Source organism: Acidimicrobiales bacterium, assembly GCA_040219085.1.
In the GTDB taxonomy this organism is placed as follows: domain Bacteria; phylum Actinomycetota; class Acidimicrobiia; order Acidimicrobiales; family JAVJTC01; genus JAVJTC01.
The window spans coordinates 69,410-96,274 of sequence record JAVJTC010000029.1 but is presented as its reverse complement, the minus strand read 5'-3'; the positions used below and the strand labels follow the sequence as shown (position 1 = coordinate 96,274).

Here is a 26,865-nt window from a genome sequence, read left to right as displayed (position 1 = left end):
TCAACTCGCCATGTCGGCGGGATCGACCAGCCACTCGCTCACCCGCGCGGTGAGTTCGGTGATGGCCGCAGCGATGCCCAGCGCATCGATGACGTCGCGGTCACCGAGGTCGAGGGATGCCGCCGTCCGGAAGTCCTCCTCGGTGCCCGAGAGGCGGAAGTAGGCGGGGGTGGTCGTCTCGCGCGCTCCGGGGTTCAACTCGAGCATCGCGGCGCACGTCGTCACCGCGACCTGGCGATCCGCGGCCGGCACGTCGGTCCCGTCGAAGACCGACCGCCCGCACGCGGCCATGTAGGTGGGTGGGCACGCGTTCGTGTGGGCGATGAGGTTCTGATGGAAGTAGATCCACATGGCGATGCCGAACACGATCTTCATTCCGTGGCGCGCGACGAGTGCCCGCAGGGCGGCGCGTGTGGATTCCTTCCCGGAGCTGAGCGAGTTCCAGGAGTACAGGAGCTGGTGGGTGCCGTGGGTCGCGTGGAGGCCGCCGAGCGTCTCGGTCGTGTTGGCGACGGCCTCGCCCAGGAGTGCGGCGATGGTCGCCTCCACCGGCGCGATGTCGGGCCCGGTGCGGAGGACCTCAGAGAAGATCCGGTCGGCCACCAGGTGGGCGGACTCGTGCATCACCACGTGACCCGAGAAGAACAGTCGCAGCTCGTTCGCGTCTGCGGCGACGGGAACGCCGGAGGCGGCGATCTCACGCAGTGTCGCCACGTCTCCCGCGTAGGGGACCGTCCCGGACGCGAGGATCGCAGCGAGAGCGGTCAGTGGCGCGGACCGGTAGCGATGCCCCAGAGCATCGGGCCGATCGACGAAGCGGACACCCATCTCCCGGGCCGTGAGACGCACGCCACGGAACACAGGGTTCAGAGCTACGAGGTAGCTGTCACCGAAGCAATCGGGAAGGCTCTCGTCGCAGTGGTATTGCTCGTCCACCCACAGCAGGGTTGCAAGGGGAGAGCGTTCGTCAATCATCAGAGCCAAGGTCGGGATCGGGACGTAGTCCCGACCCCGACCTCCGGAGTCACGAGCTCACGTAGTCGGGATTCGAGATCTGTTGGGTGAGGACCTCGGCTGAACCGAAGTCGGTGACCGCGGGAACCTCGTAGGCGCGCCGGGCCTTGGGCTGGGGACTGCGGGGGTCTGTATCGGTGTTCATCCTGCGACCGTATCCGTGGCACTCTGGCCCGGTCAACGACACCCGCCTCCACCACCACTGATCCCGGGCGACGACATGCACCACCACATCGCCTACGGGCTCACCATCAGGTCCAATCGTCCCCTCGGCGAGCTCCCCGCGGTTGAGCGGACCGCGTCGGTGGATCTCGAGGTCATCTGGGAGGAGGTTTCCCGACCGCACCCCGCAGAGCGTGAGTGGTTCCGCTCCTGGGACGACGCATCGGGGACTCCCCGCCTGCGGGCGGCACGCAACGGGGCCGGCGGGTACGTCCTGCGGGTCGGAGAGGAGGTCGAGTACGAGATCGCATCCGATGCAGCGACGATCCGGTGTCGAGCCACGCCGGCGAGCTCGAGGGGAGTCGTCGTCGGCGCCCTCCTCGACCAGGTGGTGCCCCTCGCGCTCTCGCACCGCGGTGCCGCCGTGTTCCACGGAAGCGCCGTCGAGTTCGACGGGGTGGCCGCGGCCTTCCTCGGTGTGTCGGGACGAGGAAAGTCGACTCTGGCGGCGCACTTCGGCCGGCGTGGCCATCCGGTGGTGAGCGACGACTGCCTCGTGCTCGACGATGACGGCACTGTTGCCCGGGTCCGACCTTCGTATCCGGGGGTTCGTCTGTGGGGTGACTCGCTCGACACGCTCCTGCCGGAGTCCGAACGCAACGACACGGTGAGACTCGCGTCGGGCAAGTCGAGGTACGGGAATGCCGGAGCGGTTCCTTTCGCCGCGTCGGCGTTGCCGTTGGATCGGGTGTTTCTCCTCGCCCCGGCGACCACGATGCGCCTGGAGGTCTCACCACTGCAGGGGGCAGCGCTTCTGCAGGCCATCATCAGGTGCCAGTTCCTGCTCGATCACACCGACCCGACCGAACTCGACCGGTCCTTCGCCGCGGCGGGCCGTCTCGTCGGCGCCGTCCCCTGTTCGCTTCTGTCGGTCCCCCGGGATCTGACCCGACTCGACGAGCACGTCGAGGAGATCCTGGACCTGGTGCGGGCCTAGGCTCTGCAGCGGAGGAATCGCGATGGAAACCGGACCCACGTACGTCGTCGGCACGTCGCTGGTCGCCAACGAGATCGACGGAGAGACGGTCGTGTTGAACCTGGGCACCGGCCAGTACCACGGGCTCAACCCTGTGGCGGCCTCGGTGTGGTCATGGATACAGGAGCCGAGGTCGCTGGACGAACTGACTGCCCTGGTGGTTTCGGAGTTCGATGTCGACGAGGGGCGGGCCCGCACCGACCTCGAGGCTCTGCTGGTCGACCTCGTCGAACGGAACCTCGCCGTCACCGACCCGTGATGAACGCACTCGCCCGTCGCATGACGATGGCCTGGCTCGTGATGGTGGCCGTCGTCGTAGGAACCCGCTACCGCATCGCCTTCAGGTTCCGTCCGACCGCCACGCTCAACGAGTCGGCCGGCGCCCTCGGTCGGCGGCGAGCGGACCCGGTACGCCTCTCGAGTGCCGTGTCCACGTCGGCGCGCGTGATCCCGGGTTACACGTGTCTCCCGCAGGCGTATGCGATGCGCCGGCTCATGCGTTCACGCGGCCACGACTGTGAGGTGCGCTTCGGCGTGGCCACGGCAGGCCCGAGGGGGTTCAGCGCCCACGCCTGGGTGGAGGACATGGACGGCAACGTCGTCCACGGAGCCGTCGAGGAGGACTACACGGCCCTCGCGCCGGCCCGCTGACCACGGCTTGCCGCAGACGAACATGTGTTCGATACTCGCGCGGTGGTCTCCGCCCATGGTCGGGACGTCCCCGTTCGCATGCTCGTCGTCGCCCAGGGCGACTGGCCCGTCGTCGCGCTCGGCCTACCTCTCGACGAGCCGGTCGCGGTGGTGGTCGCCAACCGGGTGGTCGCCTGTTCGCCGGCCGCCCGACGGGCGACGGTGCACCGGGGCCTCAGCCGTCGTGAAGCCCAGTCGCGCTGTGCGGACCTCGTCGTGGTCGAACGTGACCCCGCGGCGGAGGTCCGTCACCACGAACCCGTCCTGACCGTCCTCGACGACATCTGTCCCCGCGTGGAGATCCTCCGCCCCGGTGTGTGTGCCTTCCCCACCCGGGGGCCGTCGCGCTACTTCGGTGGTGACGAGGTGCTGGCCCGCAGGGTCCACGAACTGCTCGCCGATGTGACCGTGGGTCCCGGCAACGTGACACCGCCGGTATACGTGGGCATCGCCGACGGGGTCTTCGCCGCCCGCCTCGCCGCCCGGTCCGCCCGCCCGGTCGCTGTCGTCGCCGCAGGGCGGAGCAGGGCGTTCCTCGCCTCCCGCCCTGTCGACGACATCGTGTCCGTCGGCGACGGCGGCACCGGTGACGCGCCCGTCGAAGTCTGGAAGCGCCTCGGCGTGCGCACCCTGGGGGACCTGGCCGCACTGCCGGCAACCGACGTGCTCGGTCGTTTCGGCGAGGTCGGAGCAACGGCTCACCGTCTGGCCCGGGGCCTCGACCGCCGCCCACCGGATCTGCGTGACCCCCCGGCGGACATGACCGTCACCATGGATCTCGACCCGCCGCTCGAACGCATCGAGGCGGCGGCGTTCGTCGCCCGGACCCTCGCCGACGAACTCTCGACCCGGCTCGGCTCCCACGGGTCGGGCTGTGGGCTCGTCGAGATCGCCGCCGAGACCGAACACGGGGAGACCCTCGTCCGGTTGTGGCGCGGCGAGGGGTCACTCGGCCCCGCGGCGATCGCTGATCGCGTGCGGTGGCAACTCGACGGTTGGCTCACCGGGCCCCCTGCCGTGCGACCCACGGGCGGCCTGGCCCGCCTCGGCCTCACCGCGCTCGAAGTCGGACCGGCGGTCGGTCGTCAGCTCGGTTTCTGGGGGTCACAGACCGCCGTCGTCGAACGGGTGACGCGTGCCGTCGCCCGCGTCCAGGGGATCGCCGGGGTCGGCACGGTGTCGGTTCCCGAACGACGTGGTGGACGTGACCCGGCCGAGATGATCGTGAGGGTGGCGGCCGAGGCGGTGGACCTCGTCGAACGTGAACGGCGAGCGGTCGAATCCTCCGTGCTCGGGTCCGCCCCGTCACCTGTCCGGCCGCCCGACACGCCGCCATGGCCCGGTGCGTTGCCGCCACCTTCGCCGGCGGTCGTCCACCCGGCGCCGGTGCCCGTGCGGGTCCTCGACGAGGCGGGAGAGCCGGTGGCGGTCAGTGGACGGGGTCTGTTGTCCGATGAGCCGGCGACGATCGTCCCCGAGAGGGGACCGCCACGTTCGATCGCATCGTGGGCCGGCCCCTGGCCGGTCGAGGAGCGGTGGTGGGATCCCCGGTCGCAGCGTCGCCGGGCCCGTTTCCAGATGATCCTCGACGACGGGGCCGCCATGCTCGTCGTCCTCGAGGGTGGTGAGTGGTACCTCGCGGCGAGCTACGACTGAGGGGTCGGGGCTCGCCTAGTGTCGCCCCATGGCGACCCTGCTCGAACCCATCGACGTCGGCGCTGTCACGGTTCGCAACCGCGCCGTGGTGACGGCCCACGGTGCCTTCCTCGACTTCTACCGCCCGGGGGAATCCGCCGACCGCTACGCGGGCTACCTCGAGGCCCGGGCGCGCGGCGGTGCCGGCCTCATCATCCTCCAACCTGTCCACGTCCACCCCTCCAGCCACGCCCTCGGTCATCACGTCTACGACCGCGACGACCTGGCTCCCAAGTGGGCCCATGTCGCCGACCGTCTGCACCGTCACGACACGACCGCGCTGGTCCAGTTGTTCCACTTCGGCGCCCAGTTCACCTCCGACGGCCGCGAGGACCTGCAACCCCTGTGGTCCTTCGACGGTCAGCCTTCGCCCGAGGGGGAGGGCTCGCACCGTATGACCGGCGTAGAGATCGAAGAAGTCCTCGACGGCTACGTCCGCACCGCCGTCCTGGCGGTCGAGTCCGGCCTCGACGGGGTCGAGTTGCACGCCACCCACGGCTACCTCCTCCAGCAGTCGTTCAGCCCGTGGGGCAACGACCGCGACGACGAGTGGGGTGAGCCGCTGCGCTTCGCCCGCGAGCTCATCGCCCGGGTCCGCGCCGCGCTCGGCGCAGAGCACGTCGTTGGTCTGCGGATCTCCGCCGATGACTGGGTTCGTCCCGACCAGGGCGGCCTCGGCGCCGAGGGGCTCCAGGACGTGGCGGCTGCGCTCGTCGCCGACGGGGGCCTCGACTACCTGAATCACTCCGAAGGGGCGAAGTCCTCCCACTACGCCCGCTCGATCGGCAACTACCGCCATCCCCACGGAGAATGGCTGCCTCTCACCGGGGGACTTCGCCAGGCCATCGACGCGGCGGTCCCCGTCATCGGGGTCGGCAAGCTCCACACCCCTGATGACGCCGAGGCGGCGCTGGCCGCGGGTGTGTGTGACATGGTCGCGATGACCCGGGCTCACATCGCGGACCCGGATGTGATCACCAAGTACTCGAGCCGTCGCACCGCGGAGATCCGCCCGTGCGTGGGAGCGAACCAGGGTTGCGTGGACCGCATGGTCGGGGCCCTGCCGATCACCTGTTTCCACAACCCCGACGTCGGCCGTGAACACCGACTGGCGCCGGTGCGGCGTAACGGGTCTGCGAAGGTCCTCGTCGTCGGGGCCGGACCGGCCGGGCTCAAGGCGGCCGAGGCCGCGGCCGTGCGCGGCCACCGGGTCACCGTCGTCGACGCCGCGTCCCGCCCGGGCGGGCGGCTGCTCGCGCTCGAACGGTGCGGGCCGGCCGCAGAGCTCCTGGATTCGGTGCGACACCTCGTCGACCGCTGCAAAGACCTCGGGGTCGAGATGCGCCTCGGCGAACACCTCGACGACGTCCCTGCCGGGTACGGGGCGGTCGTCCTGGCGACGGGAGCATCACCGGATCCCGCCTCACTCGGGGTGGGGGACGGTTCCGTGCCGGTGTTGTCGACCGACGACGCCGCGTGGGGGCGTCTCGACGGTCAACCGTTCGACGTCTCCGGTGCGGGGATCCTCGTCGTCGACCACCTCGGCACCAACGAGGTGGCCCTGGCCGCGGAGTCCCTCGTCGCCCGCGGGGCTCAGGTCACGTTCATCACGCCGGGGCCTTCACCGATGTGGGCCGTCGGATTCACCCACCTGCGGGCCTTGATGGAGGCCCTCCATGTCGAGGGCTCGACAGTGGAGTCCTCGACCGGTTTCGTGGACATCGCCAATGGCGCGGTGACCACCCGTCACGTCTATTCGAAGCAGCGTTCGACGCGCCCTTTCGACGCCGTCGTCGCCGGTGTCCACGCCCGGGCGAACACGGCTCTTCGGGCGTCGGCGGAGGCCACCGGTGCGCACGTTCACCTCGCGGGGGACGCCGTGGCGCCGCGCACGGCCATGCACGCGTTTCGCGAAGGTGCCGACGTCGGTGCTGCCGTCGGCGGCTAGCGCACCACCGTGTCGGTCGGAACCAGGCGCCTCAGCCAGATCTGGCCTCCGACCAGCGCCGCCGCGCCGATCAGCGCGTAGGCCGCAGAGACGAGCCAGGCCACGCGGTACGAGGACGCTTCGACGATGACCCCGAACAGCAACGGTCCGCCGCCCGCGCCGATGTAGGCGCCGGCCTGGGTGATGCCGGTGGCCGCAGCGGCCGCCTCCCGGTTACGGCGTACCACGGCGAGGTGGTAGAGCCCCGGCCACGCCCAGCCCGCACCGAACGCGAGCGGTGTGAACGCGTAGATCGCCCAGGCGTCCTGGATGGCGAGTCCGGCGAATGCGATCGCACCCAGTGCCAGCATCACCGTCGACGCGGCGAGCGGTTCGATGGTGCCGCGATCCGCTCGGGCGCCGGCGATGAGTCGCACGGAGATGCCGCACACGCTGCCGATGGTGAGCATCCAGCCGGCGAGCCCGTCGGGGACGCCCGAGTCGACCGCGGACGAGACGAGGAATCCGCCGAGTGCGGTGACCGCAGCGCCGCCGAAGACCATCGCGACGGCCAGCAACAGCAACGGCCCCATCGGAGTCTGGACACGCCCGTGGCGTTTCGGTGCCACGTGCATGTCGGCGTGCACCCGACTCAGGAGTGTGAATGCGATCGCCGGCACCGCGACCGCCGCCACGTAGGCCCAGCGCCAACCGACGGTCAGCGCGAACACGGGAACCGCAGCGCCGCCCAACAGCGTGGCCAGTGGCATGCCGGACTGTTTGAGCCCCATCGCGAAGCCGAGGTTGCCGTCGTCGAAGCGGTCCGACAGCAGGAGGTTCGTCGACGGCTGGACGAGCGAGTTGGACAGGCCCGCCAGGGCGAGGAATGCGTAGAGCGTCGGCCACGAATCCGCCATGGTCGCGATGCAGATCATCGCGGTCGCCGACATCACGCAACCGATGCGCAGCGCGTTGGTCGGACCGAGTCGCTGGGCGAGCTTCCCGAGTTTCGTGGACGTGATCGCCGCGGTGAAGAAGTAGATGGCGATCGCGCCACCCAGTCGGCCCTCGCTGAAATCGAGGTCCTCGCGCAACTGGACGCCCACGGCTCCGGCCAGGAATGCAGGAAATGCTGCGGTCGTCGTGGACGTGATCGCCGCAGTGAGTGTCAGCCTCTGTCCCGTCACGAACGACGATTCTCGCAGAGGTCGCGCGCTCGGGCCCCCATCCGGTGCAACGATGGCATCGATGGCAACGCTCACACCGCACGGCGGCCACCCCGAGAACCGGGAACTGGAACGCTGGTTCCGTCGCCGCGGGCTGCCGTACCTCTACGCCGAGTACCGCGCGACGACCGGCATTTTCACCCGACTCGCTCCGGTCCTCGTCCTCGTCTTCTTCGTCGAGGTGTTCGTGACCTTCGGCGACGAGTTCTCCGGCTGGTCGCAGGCCGGAATCGTGCTCGCCGGTCTCGCCTTCCTCGCAGCCGTCGCGGTGGGCGTCAACCGCCTGCGGGGACGGCGGGCGCTCGCGCTGCCCGACGACGTCGGCCCACTCGAGTTGGCCGCTTTCATCTTCGCTCCCGGCGCCTTCGCCCTGATCGTCGGCGACTGGGTCCGGGCACTGGCCGTCGTCTCCGCGAACATCGTGATTCTCGGTGTGGGTTTCGTCGTGTTCGGCTACGCGCTGGGTCCGATGATCGTGCGAGCCGGCCAGCTGATGGTCAGCCAGATCGGCGACGTCGCACGCCTGGTGGCCCGGAGCCTGCCGATCCTCCTGCTGTTCTCCGCCTTCCTCTTCCTGAATGCCGAGATGTGGCAGGTGGCGCACGACTTCCCGCCCGCGTTCTACGGCATCGTCGTCGGGTCGCTCGTCGGGGTGGGCCTGGCGTTCGTGGCGCTGCGGATCCCCCGGGAGACCGACGGGCTCGCCCGGTTCGGGTCGTGGGCCGAGGTGGACGCGCTCTGCGACGACGCACCCGTCGCCGTCCCCGGGGCGGCGACCGCGATGGACCACGAGCCCCTCCGGGCGACGGAACGCTTCAACGTGGCGCTGTTGCTGTTCGTCGCCCAGGCCTTCCGGATCCTCACCGTCGCGGTGGGGATCGGTGTGTTCTACGTCGGTTTCGGCCTGTTGACCGTGCGGGGTGAGACGATCGCCCAGTGGACGACCACCGAGGAGCCCGAGTCGATAGGCACGTTCTTCCTTTTCTCCTCGGAGGTGGTGGTCACATGGGAGCACCTCGCCGTGGCCGGGTTCATCGCGGCGTTCTCGGCGCTTCAGTTCGCGGTCAGTTCGCTGACCGACGAGAGTTACCGCGAGGAGTTCTTCGCGGACGTCACGACGGAGATGCGACAGGCGCTCGCGGTGCGGGCGGCGCATCTCGCTTCCGGGCGTTGATCCATCGACGTGACTACAACAATGTCCTAGAGTGACTACATGGAAGTCGGAGTCCGTGAGCTCAAGGCGAAGTTGTCCGAGTACCTGCGCCGTGCCGGCGATGGCGAGTCGGTGGTGGTGACGGATCGGGGACGCCCGGTGGCGAGGATCGTGTCCTATGACACCGGCTCGTCCGCCGTTCGACGGGGTGTCGAGGAAGGGTGGATCGAGCCGGCACGACGTACGCAGTTCGCGTCGGGTCCGCGTTTCCACTCGTCGAGGACCATCATCGACGTCCTCGACGAGGACCGGGGGTGACCCTCTACGTCGACTCCAGCGCGCTTCTGAAGCGCTACATCGACGAGCGCGATTCCGATGTCGCCGTCGAACTCATGTCCCTCGACCATGTACTCGTCACGTCGCGGCTGACCGAGGTCGAGGTGCGCCGCAACCTCGCCCGGTTGCTCCACGGCGAGGACCTGATCGAGGCGCGGCGTCGACTCTCGGCTGATTTCGACACTTTCGCCCTCGTCGGACTGGACGCCGTCACGTGCAACGGGGCCGCCCGGATAGCCGAGCAGACGCTGTGCCGGTCGCTCGATTCGCTGCATCTCGCTGCTGCCATGAGAGCCGGCTCGGGAACGACGGTGCTGACGTTCGACATCCGCCAGGCGCACGTGGCGCGCAGTCTCGACATGGCCGTGGTGGGAGTCTGAGTCCGCGACTGGTGAGCGAACACATGTTCGATTAACGTCCGGCTCATGGGTTGGCGTAACCCACCGGTGCCGTGGTCCGAGCTCGAACGACGTCTGTCCGGTCGGCCGCGCCCGGTGCCGGACCCCGATTCCGGGGTCGTCGCCGACGGTGGTGACAGCCCGGCGTGGTCGAGGGTACGTCTGCCCTACGACGCCCCTCCCGCGTTGGTGCGCGGGACCAGCGCCACCCCCTACGCCGAGTTGCACTGCCACTCGAACTTCTCGTTCCTGGACGGGGCGTCGGACCCCGAGGAGTTGGCCGAGGAGGCCGTGCGGCTCGGTCTGGAGGCGCTGGCGTTGACCGACCACGACGGGCTCTACGGGGTCGTACGGTTCGCCGAGGCAGCCCGCACCCACGGTCTGCCCACCGTGTTCGGAGCCGAGTTGAGCCTCGGCATGACCGAGCCGCAGATGGGGCGCCCGGACCCTGTGGGACACCATCTCCTCGTGTTGGCCCGCGGGCCGGCGGGCTATGCCCGGCTGGCGCGGGCGGTGAGCCTGGCCCAACTCGAGGGGGAGAAAGGGGCACCGAGGGTGGCGCTCGACGCGCTGGCTGACCTGGCCGACGGCGACCCGTGGATGGTGCTGACCGGGTGCCGCAAGGGGACCGTTCCGGCGGCCCTGGCCGAGGCCGGCCCGTCGGCGGCGCGTCGCGCCCTCGACGAACTGGTCGCCGCGTTCGGGCGGCACAACGTCGTCGTCGAGTTGTGGGACCACGGCCATCCCCTCGACGGTCCCCGTAATGACGCGCTGGTGCAGATCGCCGCCGCGGCGGGGGTGGAGGTCGTCGCCACGAACAACGTCCATTACCACGCCCCGGTACGGCGTCGGCTCGCCACGGCGATGGCGGCGGTGAGGGCCCGCCGGAGCCTCGCGGAGATCGACGGTTGGCTACCGGCGGCGTCGGGCGCGCACCTGCGCTCCGGTGACGAACAGGCGCGTCGCTTCGCCCGCTACCCGGGGGTCGTGGAACGTGCCGCTCAGATCGGCCGGGACCTGGCCTTCGACCTGTCGCTCGTCGCGCCGAAGCTGCCGCCGTACCCGTGCCCCGCCGGCCTCGACGAGATGGCCTACCTGCGGGCGCTCACCGAAGCCGGTGGCACCCGCCGCTACGGCCCCCGTAGCGACCCCCGCGCCGACGGGGCATGGCGCCAGATCGACCACGAGCTCACGGTGATCGCCCAGCTCGGATTCCCCGGGTACTTCCTCGTGGTGTGGGACATCGTCGAGTTCTGCCGCCGCAACGACATCCTGTGCCAGGGCAGGGGATCGGCCGCCAACTCGGCCGTCTGCTACGCGCTCGGGGTGACCGCGGCCGACGCCGTGTCGCTCGGGCTGCTGTTCGAACGGTTCCTGTCGCCGGCCCGTGACGGGCCACCCGACATCGACATCGACATCGAGTCCGACCGCCGCGAGGAGGTCATCCAGTACGTCTACGAGCGCTACGGCCGTCACCACACCGCCCAGGTCGCCAACGTCATCACCTACCGGGCCCGGTCCGCGGTGCGTGACGCGGCCAGGGCTCTCGGCTACGCGCCCGGTCAACAGGATGCGTTCGCGAAGAACCTGGACCGCTGGACAGGCCTGGCCTCCCATGCGTCGACCACCGACGGGCGCGGAGCCGCGGCCGACACGACACCGGCGGAGAGGGCCGTTCCCGACGAGGTCATGGCGCTCGCGGCGGAGTTCGAGAACGGGCCCCGTCACCTCGGCATCCACTCGGGTGGCATGGTGATCTGTGACCGGCCCGTCATCGAGGTGTGCCCGGTGGAGTGGGCGCGGATGGCGGACCGTTCCGTGTTGCAGTGGGACAAGGACGACTGCGCCGCCGTCGGGCTCGTGAAGTTCGACCTTCTCGGCCTCGGGATGCTCTCGGCGCTGCATTACGCGATCGACCTGATCGGCGAGCACCACGGCCGCCGGGTCGACATCGCCACGCTGCCCCAGGAGGACGTGGTCTACGACATGTTGTGCCGGGCGGACTCGATCGGCGTCTTCCAGGTCGAGTCCCGGGCCCAGATGGCCACGCTTCCGCGGCTGAAGCCCCGGTGTTTCTACGACCTCGTCGTGGAGGTCGCCCTCATCCGTCCGGGCCCCATCCAGGGCGGGTCGGTGCACCCCTACATCCGCCGCCGCAACGGCAGGGAACCGGTCACCTATCTCCATCCGCTGCTGGAGGGGGCGCTTGCCAAGACGCTGGGGGTGCCGCTGTTCCAGGAGCAGCTGATGCAGATGGCGATCGACGTCGCCGGGTTCAGCGCGGCCGAGGCCGACCAGCTACGTCAGGCCATGGGGTCCAAGCGCAGCCAGGCCCGGATGGAGCGGCTACGGGGCCGGCTCTACAAGGGGATGGCTGAGCGGGGGATCACCGGCGACGTGGCCCACCAGATCTGGGAGAAGCTGGCGGCGTTCGCCAACTTCGGGTTCCCCGAGAGCCACTCGGTCAGCTTCGCCTACCTCGTCTACGCGTCATCGTGGATCAAGCACCACTACCCGGCGGCGTTCTGCGCGGCGCTTTTGAACGCCCAGCCCATGGGGTTCTATTCGCCCCACACGCTGATGGCCGACGCCCGTCGTCACGGGGTGGAGGTTCTCCCACCGTGTGTCAACGCGTCCGCGGACGTGGCCACCCTGGAACCGGCGCCCGGATCGGCCGGGGGAGTGGCGGTGCGCCTCGGGGTCGCGTCGGTGCGCAGCGTCGGCGACGAACTGGCCGAACGCATCGCCGCCGGTCGGCCCTATGCCTCGATGGAGGACCTGCGGCGGCGAGTGGGGGTGGGCCTGCCGGTTCTGGAGTCGCTGGCATCGGCGGGGGCGTTCGGGTGCTTCGGCCTGGAGAGGCGTGAGGCGCTGTGGAGTGCGGGGGCGGTGGCACAGACGGGGGAGGACCGCCTGGAGGGGATCGTCACGGGGGCCGAGGCGCCGACCCTGCCGGGGATGTCCCCCGAGGAGTTGGCCCTGGCGGACCTGTCGGTGACCGGGGTGGCCGTCGACGGTCACCCCACCCGGTTCCTGCGGGAGAAGCTCGATGAGATGGGGGTGACGGTGTCCGTCGATCTGCCCGACCACCGTGGCTCCAAGGTGGTCGTGGCGGGGGTGGTGACGCACCGTCAGCGTCCGGCGACCGCGGGTGGGACCACGTTCTTGAACCTCGAGGACGAGACCGGGCTCATCAACGTCGTCGTGTCGAAGGGATGCTGGGCCCGTCACCGCCGCATCGCGCTGGGTTGCCCGGCGCTGGTGGTGCGGGGCCGCCTGGAACGGAATGAGGGTGTGGTCAACGTGATCGCCGAACGGCTCGAACCCCTTGCCGTCACCGGCTCTCCCGCCAGCCGTGATTTCCGCTGAGGGCTCAGCTCCGCTACCAGGCCTCGATCCGCGGCGCGGCCGGGCCGAGGGCTTCTGCGAGACGACGGAGATCTTCCGGGTCGCTCGTGAGGATCGGCTCGTCGAGCTGCGCTCCGAGGAGAACGAGGTGTGCATCGACGACGTCGGCTGATCCGGTCAGTCCGAGGAGGTGGCCGACCGCTCGGCCGTCGTCCAGCGGATGTGCAACGAAGCCGCGAGAAACAGCGGCGAGCCGGGCCTGTCTGTCACCTGAGCGCCAGACCTGGGCGAGAACGGGATGGCTGGTGTGGAACCGGCCACCTCGGCGGCGCAGTGCTGTTGCAAAGGAGCGGGCACGTTCTTCGCCTCGATCGAATGCGACGAGATAGCCGGCGTCGAGGATCACAGGTCGTAGCGCTCGATCATCGCGGCCACCTCGTTCTCGTCGACAGGACCTGCCTCCGCCTCCCACGCAGCCAGGGCTTCGTCGATCGCGCGGTCACGCTCCACCTGGCCGGACAGCGCGCGGATGGCTTCTCGGATCGCTGTGGACCGGCTGCCGTAGATGGCCGTGATCTCGTCGAGGAGCTTCTCGTCGTCGTTGTCGAGACGGACCGTGATCGTCGCCATGGCACAGGATTGTACTACGGATGTACTACGTCCATCGCCGCACGGTAGGCCCCGAGGTGTGACAACAGGCGCCGGATCGTCGGGCCGGCCACCCGTCAGGCGGCGGCATCACCACCGTGTCTGACTGGCGCGTATCTCATCGAGATCGCCCTCCCAGCCGGAGCCCTTCATCGCACGGGCGGATGCGCGACCTGGGCAGATCTCAGCCAGACGGGTGAGCTGGTCGGGCAGCGCCTCGGCGGGGACCTGCGGGCACAGGATCACGTCGTCCACACCTGCGGCGCGGAACTCGGCGACACGGCTGGCGACGTGGTGGGGATCGCCGACGGCGCACATCGTGTCGAGAAACCGGTCCCAGTCCTGGCGGTAGCGGGCGTTCAGGACCTCGGTGGCTGTAGACCGTGCCCGGTCCCCGTCGTCGTTCACCACGGTGAACAGCACCATCGAGATCCGGTATCCGGGTGGACGGTCGCCCATGAGCTCGTCGAGACGGGCGACGCTCTCGCGGATGCGACGGGGCGAACAGGCGTAGGCGCACCATCCCTCGTGGCGTGCTGCGCGCCTCAGGGCGGCATCGCTGCGGCCGCCGACCCATATCGGGATGCCATCGGGTCGAACCGGGTGCGGGGATCCGGATACACCGTGCACCGAGCGGAACTCGCCGTCGAAGTCGACCTGCCCGCCCGACCACAGCGCCGCCATCAGCTCGAGGTACTCGTCGGTTCGTCGGCCGCGTTCGGGAATGGGCACCTCCATGGCCCGCCACTCCTGTTCGATCTCGCCGCCGACACCGACCCCGACCGTCAGACGGCCGCCGGACAGGTAGTCGATGCTCGCCAGCTGCTTTGCCGCCAGGGCGGGTTCCCGCAGCGCCGGCAACAACACCGCCGTGCCGATCCCGATGGTCTCGGTCGCCGCCGCGAAGGCGGCGAGGACCGTGAGCGCCTCCACATTGGGGCTGTACATGAATAGGTGGTCACCCGAGAAGAGCAGGTCGTAGCCGAGCGACTCGCTCTGTTGGGCGAGGTCGCGGTAGTAGGTCCCCGATGTCGGGAGACCGAGTGGCCATGACCCGACGATCACGCCGGTGCGGGGACCCGTCGAGGTCGCGCGGGGATCTGTCATGGCCGCGATCCTCGCGGACCCGGACCCGCCGCGCCTGGGATCAGCCGGCGATGTGGTCGAGAAAGGCCTGCACGGCCACGGCGTTGTGGTGTCGCCAGAGGTCGACCTCGTCGGCGTCGTCGTCGAGAGCCGCGAGGCGGGCGAGCGTGTCCGCCAGTGCCTCGCGCTGGGCCGCGACCAGCTCCGTGGTGTCGGATCCGGCTCGCCGCGCCAGGCGGAGCTTGACGAGGAACTCGATCCGGAGTTCCCGGACGTGCTCCACCGGGCGTCGGAGCCACGCACGCACCGCGGTCCGCCCGCTGCGGGTGAGCCGGTGCACCGTGCGGTTCGGTCCGGCGACGCCGGGCTCGCTGTGGTGGGGTTCCGCGAGTCGTGCGTCGACCAGACGGCCGAGGGCCCGGTAGACGAGTGGCCGCCGCACCGTGAGGACACGGCCGAGGTCCGTGCCCGCTTCGAGGTTCTTCGCCAGTGCGAAACCGTGCGACGGCCCTTCGGCCAGCAGGGCGAGGACGACCCACTCGTTGAGGGAGACTTCCGGTGCGGCCACGCTGTCGTCACCTCGAGGTAGGGGACTAGTCTCATCGAGACATGTTGGTCACAACGAGACTAGTTGCCATGGTCGTGGTCATCGCCCTCCTCGGTGGCGGGTGCGGCGACAGCGATGGGGACGACCAGACCGTGCTGGTGTTTGCTGCTGCGTCGTTGACCGACGTGTTCGCCGAGATCGAGACGGCGTTCGAGGCCACCACACCGGGGGTCGACGTGCAGTTCAACCTCGGCGGGAGTTCGTCGCTGCGGGAGCAGATCCTGGCGGGGGCGCCGGCCGATGTCTTCGCGTCGGCCAACACCGAGACGATGGACCGGGTCGTCGAGGCGGGCGCAGTCGACGGTGAGATCGTCGTGTTCGCGCGCAACCGACTCGCCATCGCTGTTCCTGCCGGCAACCCCGGCGAGGTGGCGTCGCTCGCGGACCTCGCCGATGCCGATCTGCTCATCGGTCTCTGCTCGGCAGGCGTCCCGTGCGGCGACTTCGCCCGGCAGGTGCTGGCCGCTGCGGGAGTCGAACCATCCCTCGATACGAACGAGCCCGACGTCCGCTCGCTGCTCACGAAGATCGCCGCCGGTGAGCTCGACGCCGGGATCGTGTACGAGACCGATGTGATCGTCGCCGGCGCCGACGTCGAGCGCATCGAGATCCCCGCTGACGTCAACGTCGAAGCGCCGTATCCCGCCGCCGTCATCAGCGGGGCGCCGCAACCGGACCTCGCCGCGGCGTTCGTCGAGTTCCTCGTATCCGCCGACGCCCGGGCGATCCTCGCTGACGCGGGATTCCTGCCGGCATGACCTCTACGCGCCAGGTGGGCCGTCGGCCCCCGCAACGGCCGCCGCTCGTTCTCGGGCTGCTGGGGCTCATCGGAGCCCTCGTCTTCGCGGTCCCACTCGCCGGCCTCCTCGCCCGCACTCCCTGGCGTGATCTGCCCGACCTTCTCACCACCGATGTCGTCGGCGATGCGCTGCGTCTGTCGCTGATCACGTCGGTCGCGGCCGCAGCGATATCGGCGGTCCTCGGCGTACCGCTCGCATGGCTGCTCGCGAGGGTCGAGTTCCCGGGCCGAAGGCTTGTCCGCGCGCTTGTCACTTTGCCGATGGTCCTCCCGCCGGTCGTGGGCGGCGCCGCGCTGCTCTTCGCGCTCGGTCGGCGCGGCTGGGTCGGCGAGTCCCTCTACGAGGCGACCGGGTTCCTCCTGCCCTTCTCCACCTGGGGCGTCATCGTGGCCAACACCTTCGTCGCGATGCCCTTCCTCGTCGTGACGGTCGAAGGCGCGCTGACCGGGATGGACACGCGCTACGAGCAGGCCGCGGCGAGTCTCGGGGCCTCCCGGCTCACGGTCTTCCGGAGAGTCACGTTGCCGATGATCGCCCCGTCGCTCGTCGCCGGGATGGTCCTGGCCTGGGCGCGGGCCCTCGGTGAGTTCGGTGCCACCGTGACCTTCGCCGGCAACCTCCAGGGACGGACCCAGACGTTGCCGCTGGCGGTCTTCGTCGCCCTCGAATCCGACCGTGACACGGCGATCGCCGTCAGCCTCGTCCTCGTCGCGGTCTCCCTGGCCGTTCTCATCGGCCTGCGCGACCGTTGGTGGTCTCGGCGATGACAGCGACGGACATCGCCACGGGGCTCGAAGCCCACATCGTCGCGGCGCGCGGCGGGTTCGACCTCGACGTCGCACTCCGCATCGAACCTGGCGAGACGGCGGCACTGCTCGGGCCGAACGGATCCGGCAAATCCACCACGGTCGCCGCACTGACGGGTCTCCTCGCGCTCGAGGCCGGCGAGGTCGTGCTCGGCGGCCGCACCCTGGATTCACCCAGAGCGGGCATCTTCGTGGCGCCCGAGGACCGTGACATCGGCGTCGTGTTCCAGGACTACCTGCTCTTCGACCACCTGTGCGTGCTGGACAACGTCGCCTTCGGGTTGGCCGCACGGGGCCTTCGGCGGGTGACCGCCCGCAGCCGGGCCCGGGACTGGCTCGACCTCCTCGACCTGGCAGACTTCGCGGATCGCCATCCACCGCAGCTCTCCGGTGGCCAGGCCCAGCGCGTCGCCCTGGCCAGGGCCCTCGCGCCGGAGCCGTCGCTGTTGCTCCTCGACGAACCGCTGGCCGCACTCGACGTCACCACCCACGCCCGGCTCCGTCGGGTGCTGCGAACCCACCTGGCGGGGTATCGCGGCCCGCGGCTGCTGATCACCCACGACCCCGCCGACGCCTTCCTGCTCGCCGATCGGATCCACATCATCGAGGACGGGCGACTCACCCAGAGCGGCACACCCGACGAGATCCGACGACACCCGGCGACGCCGTACGTAGCCGACGTGGCCGGCATCAACCTCATCGCCGGCAGAGCGCGGCGTGGCGAGGTCACCGTCGATGCCGGCGGGGTGCTCCACGCGGCGAACACCGCGATCTCCGGCCCGGTGCTCGTGAGCGTCAGCCCGGCCGCCATTGCGCTCTACCCGACGAAGCCCTACGGCAGCCCCCGCAACACCTGGGAGGCGACGATCGTCGCGGTGGAACCGCTCGGCGAGACCGTGCGGGTTCACCTCGGCTCGCCCGTCCCGCTCACTGCGGACATCACACCGGGGTCCGCCGCCGAGTTGCACCTCGAGCCGGGTCGAACCGTGTGGCTGTCCATCAAGGCCACGGAGCTCTCGCTCACTGCGGCCGGGGGGGAGCCCGGTACCGGCGAGGCGGCGACGGGCACCGGTACCGGCACCGACGGGGAAGACGTCAGCCGATAGTGACGAGCTGCTGGCGGGCGAGGCAGAGCACGGTCCCGTCCGGTGCCCACAGGACGGCGTCCCAGTCGAGGAAGCCGCCCCGCACGAGTCGGGTCTGCATCCCGGCGTAGACGAGCTCGTCGGGGTCGGTGCGGGGAAACGACGCCCGGAAGTGCACCGTGTAGTCGACGGTGGCGGTCGGTCGCATCTCGGGCAGCCGCACCCACCACGGCATGATCCCGGCGTCGCCCATTACGAGGAGGCCGGGTTCGTCCACCGGACGTGGATCGGAGAACCCGATCCACCCGCCGGTGGTCATCGGCCCCTCCGCCGACGAGAACGCCTCGGGACCCGTCCGGTGCTGCAGGACCATCCGCTCTGCGAACGGGTGGGCGAATTCGGGTACGTAGGTCTCGGTAACGCGCCCAGGCGTCGCCGGGGCGACCTCGGGCATGGGCAGTTCGTCGAAGTCGGGGCCGTGTCGGTCCGTGGAGAAGAGGCCCAGGCCCATCACGAGCGGGCGGCCGCCCTGGAGGATCCGCGCCGAGAGGTTCACGACCGATCGCCCCGTGCGTTGCACGGTGGTCTCGATCTCGTAGGGCGCCGCGGCATCTGGCGCGCTCAGCATGTGCACGGTGATCGACCGCACCGCGCGCGTCGGGTCGTCGACTGTCCGCGTCATGGCGGCGAGGACTTGGGCGGCGAGCAGCCCACCCTGAGCGCGTCCGGAACCGAGCCAACCCTCCGGGACCCGGGCGCCGAAGCGCTTCGCGCAGATGTCAGTGAGCGCGATGGCGCGATCGAACTCCGAGGTCATCGCAGGGGCGCCGTCACATCACCGAGTCCTGGCCACCGTCGACCAGGATCGTGCTGCTGGTCATCATCGCCGCCATGTCGGATGCGCAGAACAGCACGGCGCGGGCGATGTCGTCGGGCACGCAGCCGCGTCCCAGGGGCAGTGCCGAACCGAGCTCGCGGATCCAGTCCGTGTTGCCGGGTGCCGACGACATCTGCTCGGCGAGCCCGGGTGTGTCGACGGTGGTGGGAGCAACACCGAGAACGCGGATGCCGTGGGGAGCGAGTTCGGTGCCGAACGCCTTGGTGAGGCCGATCACGCCGTGCTTGGAGGCGACGTAGTGGCCCCGGCCGCCGCGACTGGAACGGATACCCGACACCGAGGCGATGTTCACGATGACGCCTCCGCCGTTGGCCGCCATGCGGTTGCCCGCCTCGCGCGAGGCCACGAAGACGGCCTTCAGGTTGATGTCGAGCACGTGGTCCCACTGCTCGTCGGTCATCTCCAAGAGCATCGTGGCCGGGTAGACGCCGGCGTTGTTGACGAGGATGGCGATGGGGCCGAGCTCGGCGGTGATGCGGTCGAACGCCGCAACGAGGGACCCCGTGTCGGTGATGTCCACGGCCAGCCCGAGCGCCCTGCGGCCGTGGGCGTTCGCCACGGCGCCGGCCGCATCGGCAGCGCCGTCCTGGTCGAGATCGAGCACGGCGACATCCGCGCCGGCCTCGGCCAGCCGCATGGCGGTCGTGAGTCCGATGCCCCGAGCGCCACCGGTGACGACGGCGATCCGCCCGTCGAGACGCTGCAGGTCTGCCAGCGGCGTGGAGGAGTGATCTGGGGCGGTCCTGCGGTCGTCACTCATCTCTTGCGAGTCCCCCTGGATGTGACGCGACACAGGGCCGCCCCTGACGGTCAGAAACCATACGTACTATTCTCCTCAATACGCAAGATTGCCGTGACGAAACGGCACAGGCGTCCGGGGGAGACATGACCGACACCCAGCACGTGAGCCCGTGGGAGATGCAGCACTTCACCGACCACGACGAGGTCGAGGAGATCCTCCGTTCCGAGGAGTTCAGGCCGGCACTGCACTTCCGGGACTCGGCGCCGTTACTCAACGGCTGCGTTCTCACCCTCGGCGGCGAGGAGCACCTCGCCCGCCGTCGTCTCCAGCGCCCGCTGTTCGAGCGGCGCGCGCTCGCCCACTACGAACACGAGGTCCTGGGACGATCGCTCGCCGTCGCTCTCGAGCAGGCCGAACGCGACCGCCGGGCCGACGGCCTCCCGCGGGTCGACCTGCTGTGGTTGACACGGATGGTGCTCGTGCCGATCACCGCCGCGGTCGTCGGTCTCGACGGCGTGGACACAGAGGCGCGCGTCGTGCGCCTCGAGGACATCTCCCGGCGACTCGGTGAAGGCGCCTCGGTCGAATGGTCCACCCGCGATCACGGCGAGGTGATGAGCGAGGCGATGGAGGCCAAGGACGACCTCCTGGCCGAGTACTACGCGGACTCCCTCGCCCGACGGCGCGAGCTCGTGGCTGCGTGGCGGGCCGGTGAGGTCGCCGAGGAGTCGCTGCCGATCGACCTGTTGACGATCGTCCTGAAGGAGGAGGGCGACGATTTCGACGAGGATCTCTGGCTGCGCGAGGCACTGTTCTTCGTCGTCGCGTCCGCGAACACCACCACCCATGCGACGCCCCACGTCTTCAACGAGATCGTCGAGTGGGTGAAGGCCAACCCCGGCAACGAGGACGTCACCGCCGACGTCGAGATGCTCCGTCATGCCGTGGAGGAGGGTCTGCGCCTGCACGGTCCGGTACCGGCGTTGCTGCGCAGGGCGATGCACGACCAGGACGTCGACGGACGCCACGTCAGCGAGTCCGAGGACATCGCGTGCATGCTCGGACCGGCCAACACCGACGAGGGCACCTACGGTGAGACCGCCGAGCAGTTCGACCCGCGCCGAGCCGAGACCGTCGGTCGGCGTGCGGCCCACGGTCTCAGCTTCGGCGCAGGCGCACACCTGTGCTCCGGGCGCCCGCTCGCGATCGGACTACCCGGGACCCCTGAGGGCCAGCCCCAGGTGGTCGGCGTGCTGCCCCGCCTGCTCCACGAGTTGTTCGCCCGCGGCGCCCAGCCCGACCCCACGGATCCTCCCCGCTGGCGCACCGACACGCAGGCCGGCCGCTACGAGGCGTACCCGCTCGTCTTCACGAACTGGCCGAGCTGACCCTGTCGGTGCCGGACGGGTGCGCGGGCGACGCGACCGTCCAGCTCAGCCCGTGCTTGGCGCGGTGGGCTGTGGTTTCCTGATCCTCTAGCTCAGCCCGTGCTTGGCGCGGTGGGCTGTCCAGGTGGCCTTGTTCTCCGGGATGTCCGCCGCGGCCATCTGACCCGCCCACCGCTTGCGGAGATCGCTGCCGAGACCGTCGGGGAGGTCCTCGAGGTTCATCGCGTAGAGCTGTTCGAGGCCGCGTTCGCGGAAGCGCCACTTGCCGTCGTCGCCCTTGACGTAGTGGTCGTGGTAGCGGATGGCCGTCACGAAGGCCTTGCCGTCGATCGCCAGCTCAGCGGCTGCGAGAACCGTTCCTGTGGCTTCGGTGTCCGAGACCCGCTCACAGGAGTTCATGTAGGGGATGTGGTACGTGGCGCCGAACTCGGCCAGGCGGTTGTCGTAGTAGTCCACGACGGCCTCGCGGCCCTCCTTGCGGCCGAGCACGCTGTCGAAGACGGCATCGGGGCTGTACAGGTCCGCCACGGTGTCCATGTCGCGGTCGTCGATGGCGATCGCATAGGACACGATCAGGTCCTGAATCGCGAAGCGATCCTCCATCCACTGCAGCCTCGTCTCGAGGTCACTCATGTGTGTCGTTCCTCCGTTGTCATGACGATCGGTTCCGGTTGGCGGCCTTCGCCCGCTGTTTCTCGTCCTGGGCGGCGATCTCCGCGGCCACCTCGTCCGCGGCGGGAGCGAGCGCGGCGGGTATCTCGGCGATGGGCATCGGCTCGATCTCGTTCAGAGCGGGGATCACCTCGCGGCCCAGATCGTCGAGGATCTCGATGGCCGCCTCCGATGAGATCGTCGGCCAGTGAGGCTTGACGATGATCGGGTCGATCGGAAGGGCGGCGCACAGCGCGGTCAGGTTCGCGATGGCGTTGGCGGGCGTGTCCGCCACGACGGAGTCCTTCACGGAGTCGAAGAAGTTCGCAGCCAGAGCGTCCTCGTCGAGGATGTCGAGCTCCTTGCGGGCATAGGTGAGGTAGCGGTCCTTGACGAGGTCCACGAACTTCTCCTGGGCCGCCTCCGTGGTCGGTCCGACCACCATGTTGCGGCGCAGCGGCTGATGACCCAGCGTCTTGCCCCTCTTGGCGAACTCGTGGTTCATGATCCCGAGGCGGACCCGCATCTCTGCGATGTCGTACTCGGGCGGGATGATGAAGCGGTCGCCGACCCGGCCGGCGCGGCGGGCCCCGATGCGCGAGTGCGCCCCCATCCAGATGGGCGGGTACGGCCTCTGGACGGGATGGATGTGGGGCGTGGCCCCGGTGATGTCCCAGTGTTGGCCGTGGTGGTCGAACTCGTTCGTCGTCCAGCACAGCTTCATGATCTCGAAGCCCTCTTCGAAGCGGCTGACACGCTGTTTGAAGGGCACGCCCAGGAGATCGAACTCCTCGCTGCGATAGCCGAGCCCGAGCCCGATGTCGAGGCGGCCCCGCGTCATGATGTCGAGCGTCGCGAGTTCCTCGGCGAGCACGACCGGGTTGTAGAGCGGGGTCAACATGACGGTGATTCCGAGGCGGACGTCGTCGTCGATCTCGGCGGCCAGGCGGGCCAGCGTCGGTATCGGCTGGAGCCAGCGGAGATCCCCGTAGAGGAAGTGCTGGCCGATGACGAAGTGCTTGAGGTTGTTGCGCTGACCCGCCTCGACCTGGGCCAGGAGGCCGTCCAGCTGGTCGATCGGGTCCGTGTCGCGGGGCACGTCACCGATGATCATTCCGAACTGCACGGGCCCTCCCAGGCGGTGGTCGACGGACTTCGTCTCGTTGAGCATCGGGGAGAATAGTGCGTATCATTCGCCACGTCCCGGGGACATCTCCCGGACAGGTACGTGACCGCCGGTCCGCGCGGTCGGGGGAGGAGCTTCCATGGGTCTGCTCGACGACAAGGTCGCGGTCATCACCGCCTCGGGATCGGGGATGGGGCGCGCCAGTGCGCTGAAGATGACCGCCGAGGGAGCGCACGTGGTCGTCGCCGACATCGACGAGGCCGCAGCGGCCGAGACGGTCGCCATGGCCGTCGACGCCGGGGGGTCGGCCAGCGCCCACGCCGTCGACGTCAGCGATGTCTCCCAGATCGCGGACCTGTTCGCCGCGGTCGATCGCGACCACGGTCGCCTCGACGTCCTGTTCGCCCACGCCGGCATCCCCGGCCCTCCGGGGATAGCGGACGTGTCCGAGGAGGACTTCGACCGGACCCTCGACATCAATCTCAAGTCGATGTTCTTCTCCGTCGCCAGGGCGATCCCGGTGATGGAGAAGGCGCCCAGCGGATCGATCATCATGACGGCATCGGTCACCGGGGTCGTGGGATCGCCGTTCGCGCCCCTCTACTCGCTGACGAAGGGCGGCGTCGTCGTGTTCGCCAAGTCTGCGGCGCTGCACCTCGCCCCGAAGATCCGCGTCAACGTCATCTGCCCCGGTCCGGTGGACACGCCGATGCTGCCCAGGTTCTTCGGCCGTGAACCCGGCGCCGACGTCAGCGATCTCATGCAGGGGTTCCTGGACGCCTCGGTTCCGCTGCGACGTCCCGCCCAACCCACCGAGATCGGCGACGTCGTCCTGTTCCTGGCCAGCGACATGTCGAGCTTCGTCACGGGCGTCACCATGCCCGTGGACGGTGGCTTCCTCGCCCGATGAGCGGAGACGACGCCGCAGCCCGACGGAGGGCGAACATGGCCGTCATCGAGAAGATCTTCGCAGCCGTCGGCGAGGGCGACGTCGACGAGATGGCGCGGTACTGGGCCGACGACGTCGTCTTCGAGGCGCCGTTCTCCTACACCGGCACACCGTCGCGCACGGCCGGGAAGCAGAACCTGCATGAACGGCTCTCCGGTTCCTACGGGCGGGTCGACTTCGCGTTCACGGTCACCGAGACCCACGAGATGGCCGACCCCGACGAGTGGATCGTCGAGTACACGAGCATCGGGACGATGAAGGAGACCGGCCAGACCTACGACAACCGCTACATCGCGCTGTTCCGTTTCCGGGACGGACTGCTCACCCTGTTCCGCGAGTTCTACGACTCCCAGAAGACGGCGAAGGCGTTCGGATGACCGACACCCGTGTCGGCTACGACGACGACCAGGAGCAGCTGCGTGACGCCGTTCGTGGCTTCTTCGAACGGCACAGCGACGAGAGCGCCGTCCGGGTGCAGATGGAGACCGACCGTGGCCACGACTCCGACGTGTGGCGCCTCGCCACCGAACAGCTCGGACTGCCGTCGCTGGTGATCCCTGCCGAGCACGGTGGTCAGGGGTACGGGTGGGTCGAACTCGCCGTCGTGATGGAGGAGGCGGGACGCGCGCTCTACGGCGGGCCGCTGCTGGCCACCGCGCTGGCGACGACCATGCTGTGGTCGGTCGAGGCGTCTGATGACGCCGCGGCCCTGCTGGAGGCGATCGCCGCCGGGCGGACCGCGACCCTGGTCATGACCGATGGCACCGGAGCCCATGACGTGGCGGGGACCTCTGTGGCGGCGTCCATGCCGGCCGATCGCTGGCTGCTCGAAGGCGCCGCGTCACATGTCGTCGACGGACACACCGCCGAGTCCCTCGTCGTGGTGGCCCGCAGTGACGCCGGCGTCGGGGTGTTCGTCGTCGACGCCGACACCCCCGGGCTGACCGTCACGCCTCTCTCCGCGATGGATCTCACGCGCAAGCAGGCCATGGTCACCTTCACCGAGTGCCCCACCGTCGCGATCGCCGAGCCCGGCTCGGGCGCGGCAGCGCTCGGCCACCTCCTGCCCCGGGCGGCGGTGATGCTCGCGGCCGAACAGACCGGTGCGATGGGACGCTGCCTCGAGATGGCCGTGGACTACGCGAAGGAACGCCACCAGTTCGGCCGACCGATCGGTTCGTTCCAGGCGGTCAAGCACCGTTGCGCCGAGATGTTGCTGCGTGTCGACTCCGCCCGGGCTGTGTCGTGGAACGCGGCGCGGGCCGTCGCCGACGGGGACGACGACGTTGCGCTGACGGCGTCGCTGGCTGCGGCGTTCTGTTCGCAGGCTTTCGTCGACGTCGCCGGGGACAACATCCAGGTCCACGGCGGGATCGGGTTCACCTGGGAACACCCCGCGTCGCTCTACTACAAACGGGCGAAGGCCTCCGAGGCGCTTCTCGGGACCCCGGCCCATCACCGGGAGAGCTTCGCGACCGCCATCGGCATCTGAGCCGCCGTGATCGAGGCGACCCACCAGGTCGACAGGTCGCAGTGGGCCGATCTGTTCAGCGAGAGAACCATCGGCTCCTACGTCGCCGACGCCGCAGCTCGATGCGCGGACGTGACGGCGATCGTCGACGCCGGGGAACGCATCAGCTACGGCGACCTGTTCGACAGGGTCACCCGGGTGGTCGGCGGCCTGCGGCGCCTCGGGGTCGAACCCGGCGACGTCGCGCTGCTCCAGCTGCCGAACTGGTGGGAGGCGAGCGTCGTCATCCACGCGGTCGCCCGCGCCGGTGCGGTCGTCAACCCGGTGATCCCCATCTACCGGGAGCACGAGCTCTCCTTCATCGTCGACCAGGCCCGCCCGCGGGCGCTCGTCGTGCCGCACTGGTTCCGTGGTCACGACCACGTCGCGATGATCCGCGATGTCCTCGCCGACATCGACGTCCCGCCAGTCGTGGTCGTCGTTCGTCCGCAGGGTCCCTTGCCCGATGGCTTCGTCCCATTCGACGACCTGCTGGCAGCCGAGCCGGACGTCGAAGACCGGGGGAGTGCGGAGAGGATCGCGCTGCTCCTCTACACATCGGGGACGACCGCCGACCCCAAGGGCGTTCTGCACGACCATCGCAACCTGGACTACGAGAACCGCTCGATCATCGAGCTCTTCGGTCTCGACGAGACATCGACGGTCCTCGGAATGTCGCCCGTCACCCACGTCTCGGGGTTCCTCTACGCCGTGCTCCTACCCGCGATGCTGGGCGCCAAGGCGGTGCTCCTCGATACCTGGGACCCCGTCGCGTGCCGGCAGCTCGTGGACGCCGAGTCGTGTCGTTTCACGATCGGGGCGACACCGTTCCTCCAGGGGCTGGTGGACGACTACGTGACCGACCCGGGGGAGTGCCCGATCGCCGCGTTCGCGTGTGGCGGCGCCGACGTCCCACCGGATCTCGTCCGTCAGGCCCGCCGGGTCCTCGATGCCGCCGTGGTGCGGATCTACGGGTCCTCGGAGTTCTCGACGGTGACGTGTGGCCGCCCCGACGACGATGAGCGGATAGCCGCCGAGACGGACGGGCGACCGATCGGTCCGATCGAGTGCCGGATCGACCACCCCGACGGCCACGGCGTTGGGGAACTCCTCGCCCGGGGGCCCGAGGTGTTCGGCGGCTACCTGGACCCCTCGCTCAACGACGCCGCTTTCACCGACGACGGCTGGTTCCGTACCGGTGATCTCGCGTCGATGGACGCCGACGGGGCGGTCACGATCCGGGGACGGCTGAAGGACATCATCATCCGGGGTGGCGAGAACATCAGCGCGAAGGAGGTCGAGGACCTCCTGTACGGCCACCCCGCCGTCAAGGAGGTGGCGGTGGTCGCGATGGCGGACCCGGTCATGACCGAGCGTGCGTGCGCCTTTGTCGTGCCGATGGCCGGCGAATCACCGACGCTGGCGGACCTCACCGCCTATCTGGAGACCCGGCACATCGCTCGCCAGAAGTACCCCGAGCGTCTCGAGCTCGTCGACGAACTCCCCAAGACCGCCAGCGGCAAGATCCAGAAGTTCGTCCTGCGCGAGTGGGTGCGAGGGGCGCCGTAGGTCCGCTCGACGGGT

General features: G+C 69.6%; 28 protein-coding genes. 17 read left to right on the top strand and 11 right to left on the bottom strand.

Annotated features, from left to right (window positions below; translation table 11 throughout):
* Together RIE08_12640 and RIE08_12635 are read right to left on the bottom strand one after the other, a co-directional pair.
* Window positions 1–975, bottom strand: a complete 975-nt coding sequence (locus RIE08_12640) for a hypothetical protein (protein ID MEQ8718450.1) — start codon at window positions 973–975, stop codon at window positions 1–3.
* 49 nt (window positions 976–1,024) lie between these two features.
* Entirely contained in the window at window positions 1,025–1,159 is a 135-nt protein-coding gene (locus RIE08_12635; GenBank protein MEQ8718449.1) for a hypothetical protein, read from the bottom strand.
* Window positions 1,160–1,174: 15 nt separating this feature from the next.
* Between RIE08_12635 and RIE08_12630 the strand changes: the two genes are divergently transcribed.
* The 5 genes from RIE08_12630 to RIE08_12610 are packed head-to-tail and all read left to right on the top strand — an operon-like array spanning window position 1,175 to window position 6,545.
* The gene (locus RIE08_12630; protein MEQ8718448.1) at window positions 1,175–2,173 is read left to right on the top strand and encodes a hypothetical protein; all 999 of its coding nucleotides are present in this window, start codon (window positions 1,175–1,177) and stop codon (window positions 2,171–2,173) included.
* 22 nt (window positions 2,174–2,195) lie between these two features.
* Window positions 2,196–2,471, top strand: coding sequence for a PqqD family protein (locus RIE08_12625; GenBank protein ID MEQ8718447.1), 276 nt, complete (start codon window positions 2,196–2,198; stop codon window positions 2,469–2,471).
* The gene (locus tag RIE08_12620; GenBank protein ID MEQ8718446.1) at window positions 2,471–2,863 is read left to right on the top strand and encodes a lasso peptide biosynthesis B2 protein; all 393 of its coding nucleotides are present in this window, start codon (window positions 2,471–2,473) and stop codon (window positions 2,861–2,863) included. The genes RIE08_12625 and RIE08_12620 overlap by 1 nt, the downstream gene beginning before the upstream one ends.
* 42 nt (window positions 2,864–2,905) lie before the next feature.
* Complete coding sequence (locus tag RIE08_12615; protein ID MEQ8718445.1) at window positions 2,906–4,558, top strand: DNA polymerase Y family protein; 1,653 nt, start codon at window positions 2,906–2,908, stop codon at window positions 4,556–4,558.
* Between the two features lie 28 nt (window positions 4,559–4,586).
* Window positions 4,587–6,545 (top strand): FAD-dependent oxidoreductase, encoded by a 1,959-nt coding sequence (locus RIE08_12610; GenBank protein ID MEQ8718444.1) that lies wholly within the window; start codon window positions 4,587–4,589, stop codon window positions 6,543–6,545.
* On the opposite strand, the gene RIE08_12605 is transcribed toward RIE08_12610, so the two are convergent.
* Window positions 6,542–7,711: an MFS transporter gene (locus RIE08_12605; GenBank protein MEQ8718443.1), complete on the bottom strand. Its 1,170-nt coding sequence runs from the start codon at window positions 7,709–7,711 to the stop codon at window positions 6,542–6,544. The genes RIE08_12610 and RIE08_12605 overlap by 4 nt on opposite strands.
* Before the next feature lie 61 nt (window positions 7,712–7,772).
* Here RIE08_12605 and RIE08_12600 point away from each other — a divergent pair, with 61 nt between their 5' ends.
* Genes RIE08_12600 through RIE08_12585 form a run of 4 tightly spaced genes read left to right on the top strand, consistent with a single transcriptional unit; the run spans window position 7,773 to window position 13,006 of the window.
* Entirely contained in the window at window positions 7,773–8,924 is a 1,152-nt protein-coding gene (locus RIE08_12600) for a hypothetical protein (protein ID MEQ8718442.1), read from the top strand.
* 39 nt (window positions 8,925–8,963) lie between these two features.
* The gene (locus RIE08_12595) at window positions 8,964–9,221 is read left to right on the top strand and encodes a type II toxin-antitoxin system prevent-host-death family antitoxin (protein MEQ8718441.1); all 258 of its coding nucleotides are present in this window, start codon (window positions 8,964–8,966) and stop codon (window positions 9,219–9,221) included.
* Complete coding sequence (locus tag RIE08_12590; GenBank protein ID MEQ8718440.1) at window positions 9,218–9,619, top strand: type II toxin-antitoxin system VapC family toxin; 402 nt, start codon at window positions 9,218–9,220, stop codon at window positions 9,617–9,619. Before RIE08_12595 ends, RIE08_12590 begins: the two co-directional genes overlap by 4 nt.
* Window positions 9,620–9,664: 45 nt before the next feature.
* Window positions 9,665–13,006 (top strand): error-prone DNA polymerase, encoded by a 3,342-nt coding sequence (locus tag RIE08_12585; protein MEQ8718439.1) that lies wholly within the window; start codon window positions 9,665–9,667, stop codon window positions 13,004–13,006.
* Between the two features lie 13 nt (window positions 13,007–13,019).
* Here RIE08_12585 and RIE08_12580 read toward each other — a convergent pair whose 3' ends face one another.
* From RIE08_12580 to RIE08_12565, 4 genes are all read right to left on the bottom strand, one after another.
* A complete protein-coding gene (locus RIE08_12580) occupies window positions 13,020–13,391 on the bottom strand; it encodes a hypothetical protein (protein MEQ8718438.1) in 372 nt (123 codons plus the stop codon).
* Window positions 13,388–13,615 carry a ribbon-helix-helix domain-containing protein gene (locus RIE08_12575; protein ID MEQ8718437.1) on the bottom strand — a complete coding sequence of 76 codons (228 nt, stop codon included), beginning with the start codon at window positions 13,613–13,615 and terminating at the stop codon, window positions 13,388–13,390. The genes RIE08_12580 and RIE08_12575 overlap by 4 nt, the downstream gene beginning before the upstream one ends.
* 108 nt (window positions 13,616–13,723) lie before the next feature.
* Window positions 13,724–14,740, bottom strand: a complete 1,017-nt coding sequence (locus RIE08_12570; protein MEQ8718436.1) for an LLM class flavin-dependent oxidoreductase — start codon at window positions 14,738–14,740, stop codon at window positions 13,724–13,726.
* Window positions 14,741–14,780: 40 nt separating this feature from the next.
* Window positions 14,781–15,287 (bottom strand): helix-turn-helix transcriptional regulator, encoded by a 507-nt coding sequence (locus RIE08_12565; protein ID MEQ8718435.1) that lies wholly within the window; start codon window positions 15,285–15,287, stop codon window positions 14,781–14,783.
* A 68-nt stretch (window positions 15,288–15,355) separates the two neighbouring features.
* On the opposite strand from RIE08_12565, the gene modA reads away from it, so the two are divergent.
* The 3 genes from modA to RIE08_12550 are packed head-to-tail and all read left to right on the top strand — an operon-like array spanning window position 15,356 to window position 18,038.
* On the top strand, window positions 15,356–16,084 hold the full coding sequence (modA, locus tag RIE08_12560; GenBank protein ID MEQ8718434.1) for a molybdate ABC transporter substrate-binding protein: 729 nt from the start codon (window positions 15,356–15,358) through the stop codon (window positions 16,082–16,084).
* Entirely contained in the window at window positions 16,081–16,893 is an 813-nt protein-coding gene (locus tag RIE08_12555; GenBank protein ID MEQ8718433.1) for an ABC transporter permease, read from the top strand. Before modA ends, RIE08_12555 begins: the two co-directional genes overlap by 4 nt.
* Window positions 16,890–18,038, top strand: a complete 1,149-nt coding sequence (locus tag RIE08_12550; protein ID MEQ8718432.1) for an ATP-binding cassette domain-containing protein — start codon at window positions 16,890–16,892, stop codon at window positions 18,036–18,038. The genes RIE08_12555 and RIE08_12550 overlap by 4 nt, the downstream gene beginning before the upstream one ends.
* On the opposite strand, the gene RIE08_12545 is transcribed toward RIE08_12550, so the two are convergent.
* Window positions 18,028–18,834, bottom strand: coding sequence for a thioesterase family protein (locus tag RIE08_12545; GenBank protein MEQ8718431.1), 807 nt, complete (start codon window positions 18,832–18,834; stop codon window positions 18,028–18,030). The genes RIE08_12550 and RIE08_12545 overlap by 11 nt on opposite strands.
* A 13-nt stretch (window positions 18,835–18,847) precedes the next feature.
* Window positions 18,848–19,675 (bottom strand): SDR family NAD(P)-dependent oxidoreductase, encoded by an 828-nt coding sequence (locus tag RIE08_12540; GenBank protein ID MEQ8718430.1) that lies wholly within the window; start codon window positions 19,673–19,675, stop codon window positions 18,848–18,850.
* 125 nt (window positions 19,676–19,800) lie between these two features.
* On the opposite strand from RIE08_12540, the gene RIE08_12535 reads away from it, so the two are divergent.
* Window positions 19,801–21,045 (top strand): cytochrome P450, encoded by a 1,245-nt coding sequence (locus tag RIE08_12535; protein MEQ8718429.1) that lies wholly within the window; start codon window positions 19,801–19,803, stop codon window positions 21,043–21,045.
* 87 nt (window positions 21,046–21,132) lie between these two features.
* Here RIE08_12535 and RIE08_12530 read toward each other — a convergent pair whose 3' ends face one another.
* Window positions 21,133–21,678: a nuclear transport factor 2 family protein gene (locus tag RIE08_12530; protein MEQ8718428.1), complete on the bottom strand. Its 546-nt coding sequence runs from the start codon at window positions 21,676–21,678 to the stop codon at window positions 21,133–21,135.
* Window positions 21,679–21,697: 19 nt separating this feature from the next.
* Window positions 21,698–22,867 carry an LLM class flavin-dependent oxidoreductase gene (locus RIE08_12525; GenBank protein ID MEQ8718427.1) on the bottom strand — a complete coding sequence of 390 codons (1,170 nt, stop codon included), beginning with the start codon at window positions 22,865–22,867 and terminating at the stop codon, window positions 21,698–21,700.
* Window positions 22,868–22,961: 94 nt separating this feature from the next.
* Here RIE08_12525 and RIE08_12520 point away from each other — a divergent pair, with 94 nt between their 5' ends.
* Genes RIE08_12520 through RIE08_12505 form a run of 4 tightly spaced genes read left to right on the top strand, consistent with a single transcriptional unit; the run spans window position 22,962 to window position 26,850 of the window.
* Complete coding sequence (locus RIE08_12520) at window positions 22,962–23,732, top strand: SDR family NAD(P)-dependent oxidoreductase (GenBank protein ID MEQ8718426.1); 771 nt, start codon at window positions 22,962–22,964, stop codon at window positions 23,730–23,732.
* A 35-nt stretch (window positions 23,733–23,767) separates the two neighbouring features.
* Window positions 23,768–24,148, top strand: a complete 381-nt coding sequence (locus RIE08_12515) for a nuclear transport factor 2 family protein (GenBank protein ID MEQ8718425.1) — start codon at window positions 23,768–23,770, stop codon at window positions 24,146–24,148.
* A complete protein-coding gene (locus RIE08_12510; GenBank protein MEQ8718424.1) occupies window positions 24,145–25,263 on the top strand; it encodes an acyl-CoA dehydrogenase family protein in 1,119 nt (372 codons plus the stop codon). The genes RIE08_12515 and RIE08_12510 overlap by 4 nt, the downstream gene beginning before the upstream one ends.
* Before the next feature lie 6 nt (window positions 25,264–25,269).
* Window positions 25,270–26,850 (top strand): AMP-binding protein, encoded by a 1,581-nt coding sequence (locus tag RIE08_12505; protein MEQ8718423.1) that lies wholly within the window; start codon window positions 25,270–25,272, stop codon window positions 26,848–26,850.
* The last annotated feature ends 15 nt before the right edge of the window (window positions 26,851–26,865 follow it).